This window comes from Bradyrhizobium sp. MV1.5, from assembly GCF_055807615.1.
The window spans coordinates 90,944-106,849 of record NZ_JBVVPL010000015.1 but is presented as its reverse complement, the minus strand read 5'-3'; the positions used below and the strand labels follow the sequence as shown (position 1 = coordinate 106,849).

Sequence of the window (15,906 nt, the reverse complement as noted above, 5' to 3'; positions counted from 1 at the left end):
TTCAGCGTTTCTCGGATAACTAGCTCGAAAGAGGCCCCAAGGGGCCGTTTAGCACAAATTTTAGCACGCGCTTAGCACAACACATAAAAACATAAGCAAAACAAGCTACTTACTGCTTGACAAGAGGACTTAAAATCCCTCGGTGCGCAAGCGCTGTGCCGGTTCGATCCCGGCTGCCCGCACCACGAGAGCTGCGCGGATGATCCCGCCGCGCGCCGCGGCCCCGAGCGCTGATACCTCATCAATCTTGTCCGCTCCTGCTCCGCCTGTCAGCTATCCCGAAACGTCGCTTGTGCAACGCAGCATTGAAGATAGATAAGGGCCTCAAATCAGAGGTGCGCTTCTTGTCCGACGTCAATGCCGACGATTGGGTGTCCTCGGGACACCGTCCGATGGGTTTTCCCGAATTCGTCATCGTGATCGCGTCGATCATGGCGCTGAATCCGCTTGCGATGGACATGATGCTGCCGGCGCTGCCCAATATCGGGGCAGCCTTCCAGATTCCCAACGCCAATCATCTTCAACTGGTGCTGTCGACCTTCCTGATCGGCTTTGGCGCGGGTCAGTTCGTCATGGGCCCGTTGTCGGATCGCTTCGGCCGCCGCCCGGTGCTGCTCGGCGGGATGGCGGTCTATGCGGTGGCGAGCGTGCTGGCGATTGCCGCGCCTTCGTTCGAGACGCTGCTGCTGGCGCGAGCACTGCAGGGCTTCGGCACCTCGGCGACGCGCGTGATCGCGACCTCGATCGTGCGCGACTGTTACGTCGGCCGCCGCATGGCGAGCGTGATGTCGCTTGCGATGATGATATTCATCGCGGTCCCCGTGATCGCGCCCTCGTTCGGACAGGCGGTGCTGCTGGTGACGGCGTGGCGCGGCATCTTCGTCGTGCTGATGCTCTACGGTCTGCTCGCGCTCGCATGGTCCGTGCTGCGGCTTCCGGAGACCTTGCCCGAGAGCGAACGCAGGTCGCTTGCCCCGGCCGACGTGCTCACGGCCTATTGGCAGACCGTGACCCATCGCCAAACCCTCGGCTACGCACTCGCAGCCGGCAGCGTCATGGGCGCGCTGTTCGCCTACGTATTTTTGGCTCAGCAAGTTTTTGTCGGCATCTATCACCTCGGCCATTATTTTCCGCTGGCCTTCGCCGCGATCGCGGCCGGCACCGCCATTGCCGGCTTTCTCAACGCAAGATTCGTCGGGACCCTCGGCATGCGCGTGATCTCGCACGGCGCCCTGACGCTCTACACCACGGTGGCAGGCGTGATGCTGCTGACGGAAAGCCTTGGCGCGTTGCCACTTCCCCTGTTCATGGTGCTTTCGGCGCTGATGATGTTCTCGTTCGGCATGATGGTCGCGAACTTCACCGCGCTCGCCATGGAGCCGCAGGGCCATATCGCCGGCACGGCGTCCTCGCTCTACGGCTCGATCACCACGCTGATCGGCATCGCCATCGGCATGGCGATCGGACAAAGCTTCGACGGCACGCTGCTGCCGTTCTCGGTCGGCTTTTTCGTGTCGTCACTCGCCGCGCTCGCGATCGTGCTGGTGGTGGAGAGGGGACGGCTGTTCAAGCCGCATCATCGCGCCATCGGGTGAGGAACTTCGCGGCGCTCTCGATGTTGTACTGCAACATTCGAGAGGAAGGCGAGATGGAACACGAGAGCAGATTCGATCAGCCCGCGCGCGAGATCGAGCGGCCCGCCCCACGGCAACCGGTTTCTGAGCAGCAGCCGGACAGAAGCCTGCCGTTCGCAGGTGAAGGGCTCGAGCAGCTGCGCGACAGCCACTGCTAGAAGAGGTCGAGCCAGTACCGCTTCATGGAAACGGCGCCGCGGAGGGATCCACGGCGCCGTTTCGCTTTTAGACCAGGAGCCTTCGCCCTACTCCGACTTGTCGACGTTCCAGAACAACGGGGTCGCGGGACCGTCGAGCACGCCGGTCAGCGATTTGCGCCAGCCGCTCGGCAGGAGATACTGCCCCAGCGGGATGTAGATCACCTGCTCATAGGCTTCCTTCTGGATGTCAGCGGCGATCTTCTTCTGATCGTCGAGCGAGGCGGCGCGAACGAAGTCGTCCTTGAGCTTTTCGATCTTGGCGTTCTCGGCCCAGCCGAACCAGCCCTTCTTGCCCTGGCCGCCGATCGAGAGATTGGCGATCGGGTTGGAGACGTCGGCCGCGACCCAGTTCGTGAAGAACATGTTCCAGCCACCCTCCTTCGGAGGCTTCTGGCTGGCGCGGCGGCTCACGACCGTCTGCCAATCGGTCGCTTGCAGGTCGACCTTGAAGCCGGCCTCGCGCAGCAACTGAGCCGCAACGATCGGCTGTGCCTTCAGCGTCGTTACATCGCCGGGGGCCATGATCACGATCGGGGTGCCGTCATAGCCGGATTCGGCGAGCGCCTTCTTGGCTTCGGCCATGCCGTTGCCCTTCACCAGCGTCTCCCCGCCGACTTCGGTCGCGAACGGCGTATCGCACACGAAGAAGGCACCACAGATCTTCTGATATTTGGCGTTGCCGACGAGCGCGTCGAGAACGTCCTTCTGGTTTATCGCCAGCAAGGCAGCACGGCGCACTTTGACATTGTCGAACGGCGGATGAAGGAAGTTCATTCGGCCGAGCGTCTGGAAACCGAACTTGTTCGAGACCTCGATCGTGATCTCCTTGTTCGCTTCCAGCAACGGGAGCATGTCGTAGGGCAGATTTTCCACGAAGTCGATGTCGCCCGACTGCAACGCGTTCACCGCGGTCTGCGAGTCCGGCATGGTGATCCACTCGACGCGGTCGACCTTCACCACCTTGCCGCCGGAGGTCCAGCTCGACGGCTCCTTGCGCGGCACGTAATCGGTGTTCTTGACGTAGACCGCCTTCACGCCTGGCTGGAATTCCGACTGCACGAACTTGAAAGGACCCGAACCGATCTGCTCGGGGATCTGCTTGTCCGGCGGCGTCTCGGCGAGGCGCTTCGGCATCATGAAGGCAACGCGGGAGGACGGCTTGCCGATCGAGTCGAGCACGAGGCCGTAGGGCTCCTTCAGCTTCAGCGTGATGGTCTTGGCATCGGTCGCCTCGATGCTCGCGGTGAAGTCGAGCAGTTTCTGGCCCATGCCGTCGACTGCGGCCCAGCGCTTGAGCGAGGCAACGCAGTCCTCCGCCGTCACCGGCGCACCGTCATGCCACTTCAGGCCGTCGCGCAGCGTGAACGTGTAGGTGAGCTTGTCGTCGGAGATCTTCCAGTCCGCCATCTGCGGCTGGATCTTGAAGTTCGAATCGGGCGCCACGAGCGTGTCGTAGATCATGTAGCCATGGTCGCGCGTGATGTAGGCCGTGGTGAAGATCGGATCGATGATGCGCAGATCCGAGTGCATCACCGCCGTGATGGTCTTGCCGGCCGCAAGCACCGGCGAGGCCAGTGCGGTCGAAAGCGCGACGACCGACAGCGCAAGTTTGGAGGCGAACGCGCGAGGCCCCCGGCGCATCAACTTAAACATAAAAAGTTCTCCTGACGTGAAACTGTTCAAAGGCAGGTTATCGATTGAGCATCCGGTTCGTTCTTTAGGCGAACTAACCTCATGCAATGCCTTTATCTTTTCGAGACTTGCAGACAGTGCCGAGCGCGTCAATCCGGTTTCGCTGCAAGCCCAAGCGGCGCGCGCACGGGCTCCACAAGGATCGGTTTGGCTCTACAACGCTCTCCGCCTGTCCTGCCCTGCGCCGATGCAATGCGCGTTCCATGTTCCGAAGCCCAAGAGACATTGGAGAGACATTGAGATGAATCCAGCCAATCTTCCCTTCGATTCCGAAGCAATGCTCCAGGGTCTGCGCGGCTGGGTGGAATGCGAAAGCCCGACCTGGGACGCGAACGCCGTGAACCGCATGCTCGATATCGCAGCGCGGGAGATGGCGATCATGGGTGCGACGATCGAGCGCATCGCCGGTCGCCAGGGCTTTGGCGGCGTAATCCGCGCCCGCTTTCCGCATCCGAAGCAGGGCGAGCCGGGCATCCTGATCGCCGGACATATGGATACGGTCCATCCCACGGGCACCATCGAGAAGCTGAAATGGCGCCGCGAGGGCAGCAAATGCTACGGACCCGGCATCTACGACATGAAGGGCGGCAATTATCTTTCGCTGGAAGCGATCCGCCAACTGGCCCGCGCCTCGTTCACGACGCCGCTGCCGATCACCGTGCTGTTCACGCCCGACGAGGAAGTCGGCACACCCTCCACGCGCGATATCATCGAGGCGGAGGCCGCGCGCAACAAATACGTGCTGGTGCCCGAGCCCGGGCGCGCTGACAACGGTGTCACCACCGGACGTTACGCCATCGCGCGCTTCAATCTCGAGGCGATCGGCCGGCCCAGCCACGCTGGGGCGACCTTGTCGGCGGGCCGCTCTGCTATCCGCGAGATGGCGCGGCAAATCCTCGCCATCGACGCGATGACGGGCGAGGACTGCACGTTTTCGGTCGGCGTCGTGCATGGGGGTCAATGGGTCAATTGCGTTGCCACGACCGCCACCGGCGAAGCGCTTTCGATGGCCAAACGCCAAGCCGACCTCGATCGCGGCGTCGAGAGGATGCTGGCGCTCTCCGGTACAACCAATGATGTCACGTTCAAGGTGACGCGCGGCGTGACACGGCCGGTCTGGGAGCCCGACGCCGGCACCATGGCGCTTTATGAACAGGCACGCGTTATCGCCAAGTCGCTCGGCGCAGAACTGCCGCATGCGAGCGCCGGCGGTGGCTCCGACGGCAATTTCACCGGCGCAATGGGCATCCCGACTCTCGACGGCCTGGGCGTGCGTGGCGGCAACGGCCACACGCTCGAAGAGTATATCGAGGTCGAAAGTCTGGTCGAACGCGGCCGGCTGATGGCGGGGCTGCTCGCGACGCTCGAGTAGTGGCGCGAGCCACGCCACCAAAACCGAGCCAGGTCGCCAAAACAAGGTGACCGCACTGCAAAAACCGTGGCCCGGATGGCATGGGAATTGCTGAAATGTTAGGCTGGTGGCAGAACGCAGCCCTCAGCCGCTGTCTCTGATTTGACTCTAATCTGACGGGATCCAACTTGCTCGGATATCTCCTTCGCCGAATTCTCGCCGCCGTGCCCGTGATGGGCGTGGTGGCGCTGTTCGTCTTCCTCCTGCTCCGCCTCACCCCGGGCGATCCCGCCGCGATTCTTGCCGGCGACAACGCCACGCCGGAGCGGCTCGAGCGCATCCGCACCTCGCTGGGCCTCAACGAGCCGCTGATCGTGCAGTTCATCACCTGGCTGAACAAGCTGCTGCATGGCGATCTCGGAACTTCACTCATCTCCAACCTTCCGGTGATGAAGATGATCGGCCAGCGGGTCGAGCCGTCGATCTCGATTGCGCTGTCGACCATCATCCTCGCCGTCATCGTCGCTGTTCCCCTGGGCGTGATCGCGGCCTGGAAGCACGGCACCTGGATCGACCGTTTCGTGATGGGCCTGTCCGTGCTCGGCTTCTCGGTGCCGGTGTTCGTGGTCGGCTACATCCTGATCGAGGTCTTCGCGATCGACCTGCGCTGGGTGCCGGTGCAGGGCTTCCGCAGCATCTCGAACGGTTTTGGGCCGTTCTTCGAGCGCATCATTCTGCCGACCTGTGCGCTGTCCTTCATCTACATCGCGTTGATCGCGCGCATGACGCGCGCGGCGATGCTCGACGTGCTCGGGGAGGATTACGTCCGCACCGCGCGCGCAAAAGGCATCAACGAAGTCGCCGTGATGATGCGCCATGCGCTGCGCAACGCCGCCGTGCCCGTGATCACGGTGATCGGTACCGGCTTTGCACTTTTGATCTCCGGGGTCGTCGTCACCGAAAGCGTTTTCAACATCCCCGGCATCGGCCGCCTTACGGTGGATGCGGTGCTGGCGCGCGACTATCCGGTGATCCAGGCGATGATCTTGCTGACGTCGTTGATCTACGTCGTCGTCAATCTCCTGATCGACGTCGCCTACACGCTGCTCGATCCCCGGATCCGGTACTAGGGCTAAGGATAACAACAAAAAATGTCGGTCGATACCCTTCCCCAGTCGTCCATCCCGATCACGTCGCCGCTGCGGCCGCGCTTCGGATTCCTGACCTCGACGCCGATCATCGCGGCAGCGACCATCTGCCTGGCGTTGGTTGTGCTGATCTCAATCCTGGCGCCGTTGATCGCGCCGTATGATCCGATCCAGCTTGCGCCCTCGCAGCGGCTGAAGCCCTCTTCGGCGCAATTCCTGCTCGGCACCGATGCCTATGGCCGCGACCTGCTGTCGCGCGTCATGTATGGCGGGCGCATTTCGCTTCTGATCGGCATCGGCTCGGCGATCATGTCGATCGTCATTGGGTTGGCGATCGGCCTCGTCTCCGGCTTCTTCAAGCTGGTCGATTCCGTCATGATGCGGATCATGGACGGCCTGATGGCGATGCCGAGCATCCTGCTGGCTATCGCCGTGGTGTCGCTGTCCGGCGCCAGCCTCTGGACCGTGCTGATCGCGATCACGATCCCCGAGGTTCCGCGCGTGGCACGCCTGGTGCGCTCGGTCGTGCTGTCTGCGCGCGAAGAGCCCTATGTTGAAGCGGCGATCTCGGTCGGCACATCCCTGCCAAAGATCATGTGGCGGCATTTGATGCCGAACACGATCGCACCTCTGATCGTGCAGGGCAGTTACGTCTGCGCGTCCGCGATCCTCACCGAGGCCATCCTCTCCTTCCTCGGCGCCGGCATCTCGCCGGAAACGCCGACCTGGGGCAACATCATGGCCGAGGGCCGCCAGTACTTCCAGCTCAAGCCGACGCTGATCTTCTGGCCCGGCCTGCTGCTCTCGATCGCCATCCTCAGCATCAATTTGATCGGCGACGCCGCCCGCGACGCACTCGATCCGCGCATGAAGCAGCGGGAAGGCAAATGATTTGTCTCGCCGGCCGTGCCCCTTGTTCCGTCATTGCGAGCGAAGCGAAGCAATCCAGTCTGCATCCGCGGACAGATTTCTGGATTGCTTCGTCGCTTCGCTCCTCGCAATGACGACGGAGTAACCTGATGACCAGCCCCATCCTCGACATCAACAACCTCGTCGTGTCCGTCGGCAAAAAGCCGAATGCCGCCAACATCATCGACCGCATCTCGATCCAGGTGCACGAGCGCGAGACGCTGTGCCTCGTCGGCGAAAGCGGCTCGGGCAAGTCGGTGACCTCCCTGACCACGATGGGTCTGCTGCCGAAGGGCACGCTGATTCCCACCGGCGGCAGCGTCAAGCTGGTCGGCGAGGAGATTCTCACCGCGACCGACCGCCGCCTGCGGCAACTCCGCGCGACCCGGATGGCGATGATCTTCCAGGAGCCGATGACGGCACTCAATCCGGTGATGCCGGTTGGCCGCCAGATCGACGAAGTCCTGCGCGCGCACACCAAACTCGATGCGAAGGCGCGCAAGAAGCGCATCCTCGACATGATGGAGCAGGTCCGCCTGCCCCAAGTCGAGCGTATCTTTGCCTCCTACCCTCACCGACTCTCCGGCGGTCAACGCCAGCGCATCATGATTGCGATGGCGCTCGTGCTCGAACCGAAGCTGCTCATCGCCGACGAACCAACCACCGCGCTCGACGTGACAACGCAGAAGCAGATTCTGACCCTGATCCGCGATCTCCAGCGCGATCACGGCACCGCCGTGCTGTTCATCACCCATGACATGGGCGTGGTCGCCGAAATCGCCGACCGCGTTGCGGTGATGCGGCAGGGCCGACTGGTCGAGACCGGAACGCTGGATTCCATCCTGCGCAATCCGACCATGGAGTACACCCGCAACCTGCTCTCCGCAGTGCCGAGCCTGGTGCCGCGCGCGGCCCGGCCGGAGACCAAAGAACCCGTGGTGGTGGAGGCCCACGCACACGGCAAGGTCTACCGCGAGCGCGCGTTCTTCGGTAAAGGCCGTGAAGTCGTCGCTGCCGACAAAGTCACGCTGACGCTGCGCAAGGGCCGCACGCTCGGCATCGTCGGCGAGAGCGGCTCAGGCAAATCGACCGTGGCGCGCTGCATCGTCCGCCTGATCGACCCGACCTCCGGCGGCGTGCGCCTCTCCGGCCGCGAGATCTCGGACATCTCGCGGCGGCTGTTGCAGCCGCATCGGAAGAAGATCCAGATCGTATTCCAGGACCCCTACCGCTCGCTCAACCCGCGCGTCACCGTCGGCAAAAGCATCGCGGAAGGCCCGATCAATTACGGCGTGTCGCATGCCGACGCAATGAAGCGTGCCCGCGAGTTGCTCGAGCTGGTCGGCCTGCCCGCCGATGCGGTCGCGCGCTATCCGCACCAGTTCTCCGGCGGCCAGCGTCAGCGCATTGCGATCGCCCGCGCGCTCGCGCTCGATCCCGACGTGCTGGTGGCGGACGAGGCGGTCTCCGCCCTCGACGTCTCCGTGCAGGCGCAAGTGCTGGAACTGTTCGACGAGATCCAGAAGCGGCTCGGCATCGCCATCCTGTTCATCACTCACGATCTGCGCGTCGCAGCACAGATCTGCGACGAGGTCGTGGTGATGCAGCACGGCCGCGTCGTCGAGCAGGGTCCGGCCGCCGAAGTGCTGACGCATCCGAAGGAAGCCTACACCAGAGCCCTGCTCGAGGCAGCGCCAGGCCGCGGCTGGGATTTTGCGAACTTCCGGCCGGTGTCGGAGGGCGTGGCGGCCACTCTGTAGCAACACTCTCCGCTGTCGTCCCGGCGAAGGCCGGGACCCATACCGCGTGATCTATCGATCGCGTGCGGCGCCAAGCCCAAACATCCAGTCTTCGCCAAACTGCTCCCTGGGGTTATGGGTCCCGGCCTTCGCCGGGACGACACCGAGAGCGTGGTGGCGTCTTTAGCTCCAACACCCACGCATCCGCAGCAATCCCAAAATGGCTTGACCCTATGCGCGGCGCGATTGCTTCCCGGCTTGCTCTCGCCGCAAGCACAGGGCTAACGTCGCGCACTTTCAATTGCTGGACTTGAGTTGATGACACGCATCGCCGTCGGCGGCTTCCTGCACGAGACCAACACCTTCGCTCCGACGAAGGCGACCTTCGCGGACTTCCAGCACGGCGGCGGCTGGCCGGCGATGACGCAAGGTCCCGACGTGCTGAAGGTGATGCGCCGCATCAATGTCGGTCTCGCCGGTTTCGTCGACAGCGCCGAGGCCAACGGCTGGGAACTCGTTCCGACAATTGCCTGCGGCGCGAGTCCTTCGGCGCACGTCACCAGGGACGCCTTCGAGCGCATTGTCAAAGCGATGATCGACGGCATCGCGGCCGCCGGCCCGATCGACGCCGTCTATCTCGATCTGCACGGCGCCATGGTCACGGAACATCTCGACGACGGCGAAGGCGATATCCTGGCGCGCGTGCGACGCGTCATCGGCAAGGACATTCCGCTGGTCACCAGCCTCGATCTCCACGCCAACGTCACCCCCGAGATGATGGAGCATGCGGACGCGCTGATCGCCTACCGCACCTATCCCCATGTCGACATGGCCGAGACCGGCCGCGCCTGCGCGCAACATCTCGCATTGCTTCTGAAGACAAAGCAGCGTTTCGCAAAGGCCTTCCGGCAATTGCCGTTCCTGATCCCGATCAGCTGGCAGTGCACCAACGACCAGCCGACCAAGGGCATCTACGAAAAACTTGCCGCGCTGGAGAGCGACGCGGTTCCGACGCTGTCCTTCGCGCCCGGCTTCCCCGCCGCCGATTTTCGCGATTGCGGGCCGAGCGTGTTCGCCTATGGCAAGACGCAAGCCGATGCCGACCGCGCGGCGGATGCGATCGTGAAGCTGATCGAGAGCCACGAGGACGATTTCGACGGCAAGATCTGGTCACCCGATGACGGCGTGCGTCACGCGATGGAACTCTCGAAGGGCGCGAGCAAGCCGATCATCATCGCCGACACCCAGGACAATCCCGGCGCCGGCGGCGATTCCGACACGACGGGCATGCTGCGCGCGCTGGTGCGCAACAAGGCGAGTGCTGCGACCGGCGCGATCTACGATCCGGCATCGGCGAAAGCCGCGCATGAAGCCGGCGTCGGGGCGACCGTCTCGCTGTCGCTCGGCGGCAAGTCCGGCATTCCCGGCGACGAGCCCTATCGCGAAACCTTCGTGGTCGAAAAGCTCTCCGACGGCCGCTTCATCGCGCCCGGGCCTTATTATGGCGGCCGAGAGATGGAGATGGGCCCCTCCGCCTGCCTGCGGATCGGCGATGTCCGAATCGTCGTCTCCTCGCACAAGGCGCAACTCGCCGACCAGGCGATGTACCGCTATGTCGGCATCGAACCGACCGAAGAGAAGATTCTGGTCAACAAGAGCTCGGTGCACTTCCGCGCCGATTTCGAGCCGATCGCGGAAAAGCTGATGATCTGCGCCGCCCCCGGCGCGATGCCCGCCGACACAGCCACGCTGCCATGGACGCGCCTACGGCCGGGCATCCGCATCAAGCCGAACGGCCCGGTTTTCACTCCCTCCTCACGCTAACTGGACAGAACACATGCCCACGATCGACCGCATCGACGGCTATGCCGACGAACTCACAGCTATCAGGCGCGACCTTCACGCCCATCCGGAAATCGGGTTCGAGGAAGTGCGCACCTCCGGAATCGTCGCGGACAAGCTGAAGAGCTGGGGTATCGAGGTGCATCGCGGTCTCGGCGGCACCGGCGTGATCGGCGTCATCAAGGGCAAGGGTTCGGGCGGCAAGCGTATCGGGCTTCGCGCCGACATGGACGCGCTGCCGATGGAGGAGAACACCAATCTGAAATGGAGCTCGAAAATCCCGGGCCGTTTCCACGGCTGTGGCCATGACGGCCACACCACCATGCTGCTCGGAACCGCGCGCTACCTGGCCGAGACCAAAAACTTCGACGGTACAGTACACCTGATCTTCCAGCCGGCCGAGGAAGGCCTCGGCGGCGCCCGCGCCATGATCAAGGACGGGCTGTTTGAGAAATTTCCGTGCGACGAGCTTTACGGCCTGCACAACGCGCCCGACCTCAACCACGGCGAGATCGCGATCCTGCCCGGCCCTGCGATGGCCAGCGCCGACTTCTTCGATCTCCGCATCACCGGCTATGGCGCGCACGGCGCGATGCCCGAACGCTCCAAGGACGCCGTGATCATCGCGACCACGCTGGCGCAGGCGATCCAGACCATTGTCAGCCGCAACGTCGAGCCGCTGCAGGCCGCCGTCGTCTCGATCACCCAGATCCACGCCGGTTCCGCCTACAACGTCATCCCCGGCGACGCGCATCTCTGCGGCACCATCCGCACCTTCTCGAAAGAAGTCCGCACCCTGATCAGCGAACGCATCCGCACGATCTGCGCCGGCATCGCGAGCGCCTATCAATGCGTGATCGACGTCGACATCCGCGACACCTTCGATGTGCTGGTCAACCAGGTCGAGCAGTCCAAGGTGGTCGAGGAGGTCGCGCGCACAATCGTCAACCCCGCCAACGTGATCACCCGCGCCCAGCCGAAGATGGGCAGCGAGGATTTTGCCGACATGCTGCAAACCATTCCCGGCGCCTATTTCTGGGTCGGCCATGACGGCTCGGTACCCGTGCACAATCCCGGCTTCGTGCTCGACGACAAGATCCTGCCGATCGGTGCCAGCATGTTCGCCCGGATCATCGAGACCCGTATGCCGGTGGGTGCCCATGCATAAAAAGGGTGTCGAAGAGGAAGTCACCTCGCTGCACGATCTCTCCGCGGTCGACCTGATCGCGGGCTATCGCGCCAAGCAGTTCTCGCCGAGCGAGGTGCTGGAAGACGTACTCGCGCACGTCGCCGCGTGGGAGCCGCACCTCAAGGCGCTTTATGCATTTGATCCCGACGGTGCGCGCGAGGCCGCGAAGGCCTCGACCGCACGCTGGTCCGGGGGCGAGCCGTCCGGCGCGCTCGACGGCGTGCCGGTGACGGTGAAGGACAATATCGCGACCAAGGGCGTGCCGGTGCCGCTGGGCGCGGCCAGCGTCAAGCTCGTGCCGGCCGAGAAGGACGCACCACCGGCCGCGCGCCTGCGCGAGGTCGGTGCGATCATCTTCGCCAAGACCACCATGCCCGATTACGGCATGCTGTCCTCGGGGCTCTCCAGCTTTCATGCGCTCGCGCGCAATCCCTGGGACCTCTCCAAGAATCCCGGCGGCTCCAGCGCCGGCGCGGGCGCTGCGGCTGCGGCCGGCTATGGTCCGCTGCATCTGGGGACCGATATCGGCGGCTCGGTCCGGCTGCCCGCGGGCTGGTGCGGCCTTGTCGGGTTGAAACCGAGCTTTGGCCGCGTGCCGATCGATCCCACCTACGTCGGCCGCGTCGCCGGTCCCATGACCCGCACAGTCGACGATTGCGCGCTGATGATGAGCGTGATCGCAAAGCCCGATCGCCGCGACGGCATGAGCCTGCCCGCCGAGCCGCTCAACTGGAAGGGGCCGGAGAAATCCCCGCGCAAGCTGCGCATCGGCCTGATGCTCGATCCGGGCTGCGGCCTGGCGCTGGAGAAGCCGGTGCGCGAGGTCGCGGTGAAGGCGGCGAAAGCGTTCGAATCCGCAGGGGCCGTCGTCACCGAGGTCGACGGCATCCTCACGCGCGAGATGCTCGACGGCCTCGACAACTTTTGGCGCGCACGGATGTGGGATGATCTGTCGAAGCTGACGCCCGCCGAACAGGCAAAGGTGCTGCCCTACATTTTCAAGTGGGGCGAATCCGGCGCGAAGCTCTCGGGTGTCGACGTCATCAGGGGCTTCAACCAGACCATGGCAATCCGCGCTGCGGCATCAAAGCTGTTCTGCGAGCTCGACTATGTGATCTCGCCGACCGCGCCGAACGTGAACTATCCGGCGGAGTGGGCCTCGCCGACCAACGATCCCATGAAGCCGTTCGAACACATCGCCTATACCGTGCCATGGAATATGTCGGAAAATCCGGCGATCTCCATTAACGGCGGCTTCGACCCCAAGGGTTTTCCCATCGGCGTGCAGATCGTCGGCCGCCGCTTCGACGATATCGGCGTGCTTGGCATGGCCAAGGCATTTGAAAGCCTGCGCGGGCCGCAGAAGCCCTGGCCCAGCCCGCCGGCGAAGTAATCTACATACTCCGTCATGGCCGGGCTTGTCCCGGCCATCCACGTCTATACGCTTGCACCGAAGCAAGTACGTGGATGCCCGGGACAAGCCCGGGCATGACGGCAGGCTGCGTAGCAACCAATAACAAAGAAAAGGAAGGAAACCACCATGGCGTATGAGACGATCAAATACGAGGTCGCCGAGCAGATCCTCACCATCACGCTGAACCGGCCCGACAAGCTCAACGCCTTCAACGCGCAGATGCAAGGAGAGCTGATCGACGCGTTCGACGCCGCCGACAAGGACGACGACGTCCGCGCCATCATCGTCACAGGCGCCGGTCGCGGTTTTTGCGCGGGCGCAGACCTTTCGTCTGGCGCCGACACCTTCGATCGCGACGCACGGCGCGGGCCCGTCAAACGCTTCGCCGACGGCAAGGTCGACTACAGCGATTCCCAGGTGCGCGACGGCGGCGGCCAGGTGACGTTGCGCATCTTCAAATGCCTGAAGCCGGTGATTGCCGCGGTGAACGGTCCCGCGGTCGGCATCGGCGTCACCATGCAGCTCGCGATGGACATCCGCATCGCGTCCGAGGCCGCGCGCTTTGGCTTCGTGTTCTCCCAGCGCGGCATCGTGCCCGAGGCCGCCTCGAGTTGGTTCCTGCCGCGCATCGTCGGCATCTCGCAGGCGCTGGAATGGTGCTATTCGGGCCGCGTCTTCCCGGCGCAGGAAGCCCTCGCCGGTCGCCTCGTCAGCAAGGTCGTAGCCCCAGACGATCTGCTGCCGACGGCCCGCGCGCTCGCCAAGGAATTCGCGGCCAAGACGGCGCCGGTGTCGGTGGCGCTGATCCGCCAGATGATGTGGCGCATGATGGGCGCCGACGATCCGATGGAAGCGCACAAGGTCGACAGCCGCGGCATCTATGCCCGCGGCCGCTCCGAGGACGTCAAGGAAGGTGTGGTGTCTTTCCTGGAAAAGCGCCCTGCGCAGTTCAAGAACAAGGTGTCGAGCGATATGCCGGATTATTTCCCGTGGTGGACCGAGCGGGAGTATAAGTAGCTCGCCGTCATTCCGGGGCTCGCAAAGCGAGAACTCTGGTGCGCACTTGCGCACCTGAGAATCTCGAGATTCCGGGTTCGCCCTACGGGCGCCCCGGAATGACGGTGATAGGGGTCACTCCATCACCAGCGCGACCCGCCCAATCGCCTTGCGGTCGATCAGCAGCCGCATCGCCTTTGCAACCTCCTCCAGCGGCAGGCGGTGCGAGACGTTGGGCCGCAGCTTGCCCTCCTCTGCCCATTGGAGCAGCGCCTTCAGCCGCACCTCACCGAGCGCGGGATTTTTCCGTACCGCCTCGCCCGCGCGCACGCCGAGCACGCTCGCACCCTTGATCAGCAAGAGATTGGTCTTGGCCGAGCCGATGCCGCCGGTGAAGCCGATCACCAGCAGCCGCGCGCCCCAGGCGATGCAACGCATCGAATTCTCGAACACTTCGCCGCCGACGGGATCGAACACGACGTCGGCACCGCGACCGTCGGTGATGCGCTTGACAGCGTCACGAAACGGCTCGCGGTCGTAGCGCACGAGATGATCGGCGCCGCGCGCCTTGGCGATCGCGAGCTTTTCGTCGCTGGACGCCGTCGCGATCACGGTCGCGCCCAACATCTTGCCGATCTCCACGGCAGCAAGGCCCACGCCCCCACCGGCGCCATGCACCAGCAGCACCTCGCCCGGCACCACCCGGCCGCGGTCGATCAGCGCGTGATAGGCGGTGCCGTGCCCGGCGAGATAGGTCGCAGCTTCCGCATAGTCGAACGTCGATGGCATCGGCGTGAGCTGCGTCGGCATCACCACCGCTTCATCGGCGAAGGCGCCGTGCCGCATCTTGACGATGACCTTGTCGCCGACGGCGACGCCTCTCGCCTCTGCGCCAACCTCGGTCACGTCGCCGGCTGCCTCCATCCCCGGCGTAAACGGCAGCTCCGGCTTGAGCTGGTATTCGCCGGCCGCCATCAGCACGTCGGGGAAATTCAAGCCGCCGGCACGGATCGCGACGCGCACTTCGCCCGGCTTCAGGGCGCGCGACGGAAACGCTTCAAGCTGCAATTTTTCGGGCGCGCCGAGCGCGCGGCAGACGACAGCCCGCACCATCAGGCCGCGCTCGCCTTGCGCAGCAGAGCCTCGCGGATCAACGGCAGGCGGTCATTGCCGAAATACATGTCGGTCTTGCCGACGAAGATCGTCGGCGACCCAAAACCGCCGCGGGCGACGACCTCTTCGGTGTTGGCCTTGAGCTGATCCTTAATCCCCTGCCCCGAAATGCCCGCAAAGAATTTCTGCTCGTCGAGGCCCACCTTCCTGCAGATCTCGGCGAGCACTGCGTCCTGCGAGATGTCCTTGTCCTCGCCCCAATAGGTCTCGAACACCGCCGTGGCGAAAGGCACCGTTTCCTGCCCGAGCCAGATGCAGCCGCGCATCGCCTTCACGCTGTTTACCGGAAACACCGTCGGCGGCATCTTGATCGCGAGACCGGCCGAGCGGGACCAGTCGGCAAGGTCCTTTTTCATGTAGCGTGCCTTCAGCGGCACCGGTGTCTCACGCTGCGCATAGACACTTGGGTTGACCGTATTGAAGATGCCGCCCACCAGGATCGGCCGCCAGATGATCTCCACGCCAACCTCCCTGGCCAGCGGCTGGATGTTGTGGAAGGCGAGATAGGTCCAGGGGCTGGAACAGTCGAAAAAGAATTCGATCATGGCGTTTCCCGTCCGGCGCCGCCGGTTTCGAGGCGACTTTTGTTGTTCTGTACCTCGACGTTAAGACATGGCAG

Annotated in this window: 13 protein-coding genes; 10 read left to right on the top strand and 3 right to left on the bottom strand. The window is 64.0% G+C overall.

Going from position 1 to position 15,906, the window contains the following annotated elements; all coding sequences use genetic code 11:
• Positions 1 to 344 precede the first annotated feature (344 nt).
• On the top strand, positions 345 to 1,595 hold the full coding sequence (locus tag AC0L2J_RS16740; RefSeq protein ID WP_007611867.1) for a multidrug effflux MFS transporter: 1,251 nt from the start codon (positions 345 to 347) through the stop codon (positions 1,593 to 1,595).
• 53 nt (positions 1,596 to 1,648) lie between these two features.
• Positions 1,649 to 1,792: a hypothetical protein gene (locus tag AC0L2J_RS16735; RefSeq protein ID WP_473392103.1), complete on the top strand. Its 144-nt coding sequence runs from the start codon at positions 1,649 to 1,651 to the stop codon at positions 1,790 to 1,792.
• A gap of 87 nt (positions 1,793 to 1,879) precedes the next feature.
• Here AC0L2J_RS16735 and AC0L2J_RS16730 read toward each other — a convergent pair whose 3' ends face one another.
• Positions 1,880 to 3,487 carry an ABC transporter substrate-binding protein gene (locus tag AC0L2J_RS16730; RefSeq protein WP_007611869.1) on the bottom strand — a complete coding sequence of 536 codons (1,608 nt, stop codon included), beginning with the start codon at positions 3,485 to 3,487 and terminating at the stop codon, positions 1,880 to 1,882.
• 280 nt (positions 3,488 to 3,767) lie between these two features.
• Here AC0L2J_RS16730 and AC0L2J_RS16725 point away from each other — a divergent pair, with 280 nt between their 5' ends.
• The 8 genes from AC0L2J_RS16725 (at position 3,768) to AC0L2J_RS16690 (ending at position 14,135) form a co-directional block, all read left to right on the top strand.
• Complete coding sequence (locus AC0L2J_RS16725) at positions 3,768 to 4,898, top strand: M20/M25/M40 family metallo-hydrolase (protein ID WP_473392100.1); 1,131 nt, start codon at positions 3,768 to 3,770, stop codon at positions 4,896 to 4,898.
• A 167-nt stretch (positions 4,899 to 5,065) separates the two neighbouring features.
• Positions 5,066 to 6,007 carry an ABC transporter permease gene (locus AC0L2J_RS16720; RefSeq protein WP_007602533.1) on the top strand — a complete coding sequence of 314 codons (942 nt, stop codon included), beginning with the start codon at positions 5,066 to 5,068 and terminating at the stop codon, positions 6,005 to 6,007.
• Positions 6,008 to 6,028: 21 nt separating this feature from the next.
• Entirely contained in the window at positions 6,029 to 6,916 is an 888-nt protein-coding gene (locus tag AC0L2J_RS16715; protein WP_007611875.1) for an ABC transporter permease, read from the top strand.
• A 128-nt stretch (positions 6,917 to 7,044) separates the two neighbouring features.
• Positions 7,045 to 8,694, top strand: a complete 1,650-nt coding sequence (locus AC0L2J_RS16710) for an ABC transporter ATP-binding protein (protein WP_473392096.1) — start codon at positions 7,045 to 7,047, stop codon at positions 8,692 to 8,694.
• A gap of 297 nt (positions 8,695 to 8,991) precedes the next feature.
• On the top strand, positions 8,992 to 10,497 hold the full coding sequence (locus AC0L2J_RS16705; protein ID WP_473392093.1) for a M81 family metallopeptidase: 1,506 nt from the start codon (positions 8,992 to 8,994) through the stop codon (positions 10,495 to 10,497).
• 13 nt (positions 10,498 to 10,510) lie between these two features.
• Complete coding sequence (locus tag AC0L2J_RS16700) at positions 10,511 to 11,683, top strand: M20 aminoacylase family protein (RefSeq protein WP_473392089.1); 1,173 nt, start codon at positions 10,511 to 10,513, stop codon at positions 11,681 to 11,683.
• Positions 11,676 to 13,097, top strand: coding sequence for an amidase (locus tag AC0L2J_RS16695; RefSeq protein WP_473392087.1), 1,422 nt, complete (start codon positions 11,676 to 11,678; stop codon positions 13,095 to 13,097). The genes AC0L2J_RS16700 and AC0L2J_RS16695 overlap by 8 nt, the downstream gene beginning before the upstream one ends.
• Before the next feature lie 147 nt (positions 13,098 to 13,244).
• Positions 13,245 to 14,135, top strand: a complete 891-nt coding sequence (locus AC0L2J_RS16690; RefSeq protein ID WP_007611887.1) for a crotonase/enoyl-CoA hydratase family protein — start codon at positions 13,245 to 13,247, stop codon at positions 14,133 to 14,135.
• 114 nt (positions 14,136 to 14,249) lie between these two features.
• On the opposite strand, the gene AC0L2J_RS16685 is transcribed toward AC0L2J_RS16690, so the two are convergent.
• Positions 14,250 to 15,227 carry an NADPH:quinone oxidoreductase family protein gene (locus tag AC0L2J_RS16685; RefSeq protein ID WP_473392082.1) on the bottom strand — a complete coding sequence of 326 codons (978 nt, stop codon included), beginning with the start codon at positions 15,225 to 15,227 and terminating at the stop codon, positions 14,250 to 14,252.
• Positions 15,227 to 15,832 carry a DsbA family protein gene (locus AC0L2J_RS16680; RefSeq protein WP_473392078.1) on the bottom strand — a complete coding sequence of 202 codons (606 nt, stop codon included), beginning with the start codon at positions 15,830 to 15,832 and terminating at the stop codon, positions 15,227 to 15,229. The genes AC0L2J_RS16685 and AC0L2J_RS16680 overlap by 1 nt, the downstream gene beginning before the upstream one ends.
• Between the last annotated feature and the right edge of the window lie 74 nt (positions 15,833 to 15,906).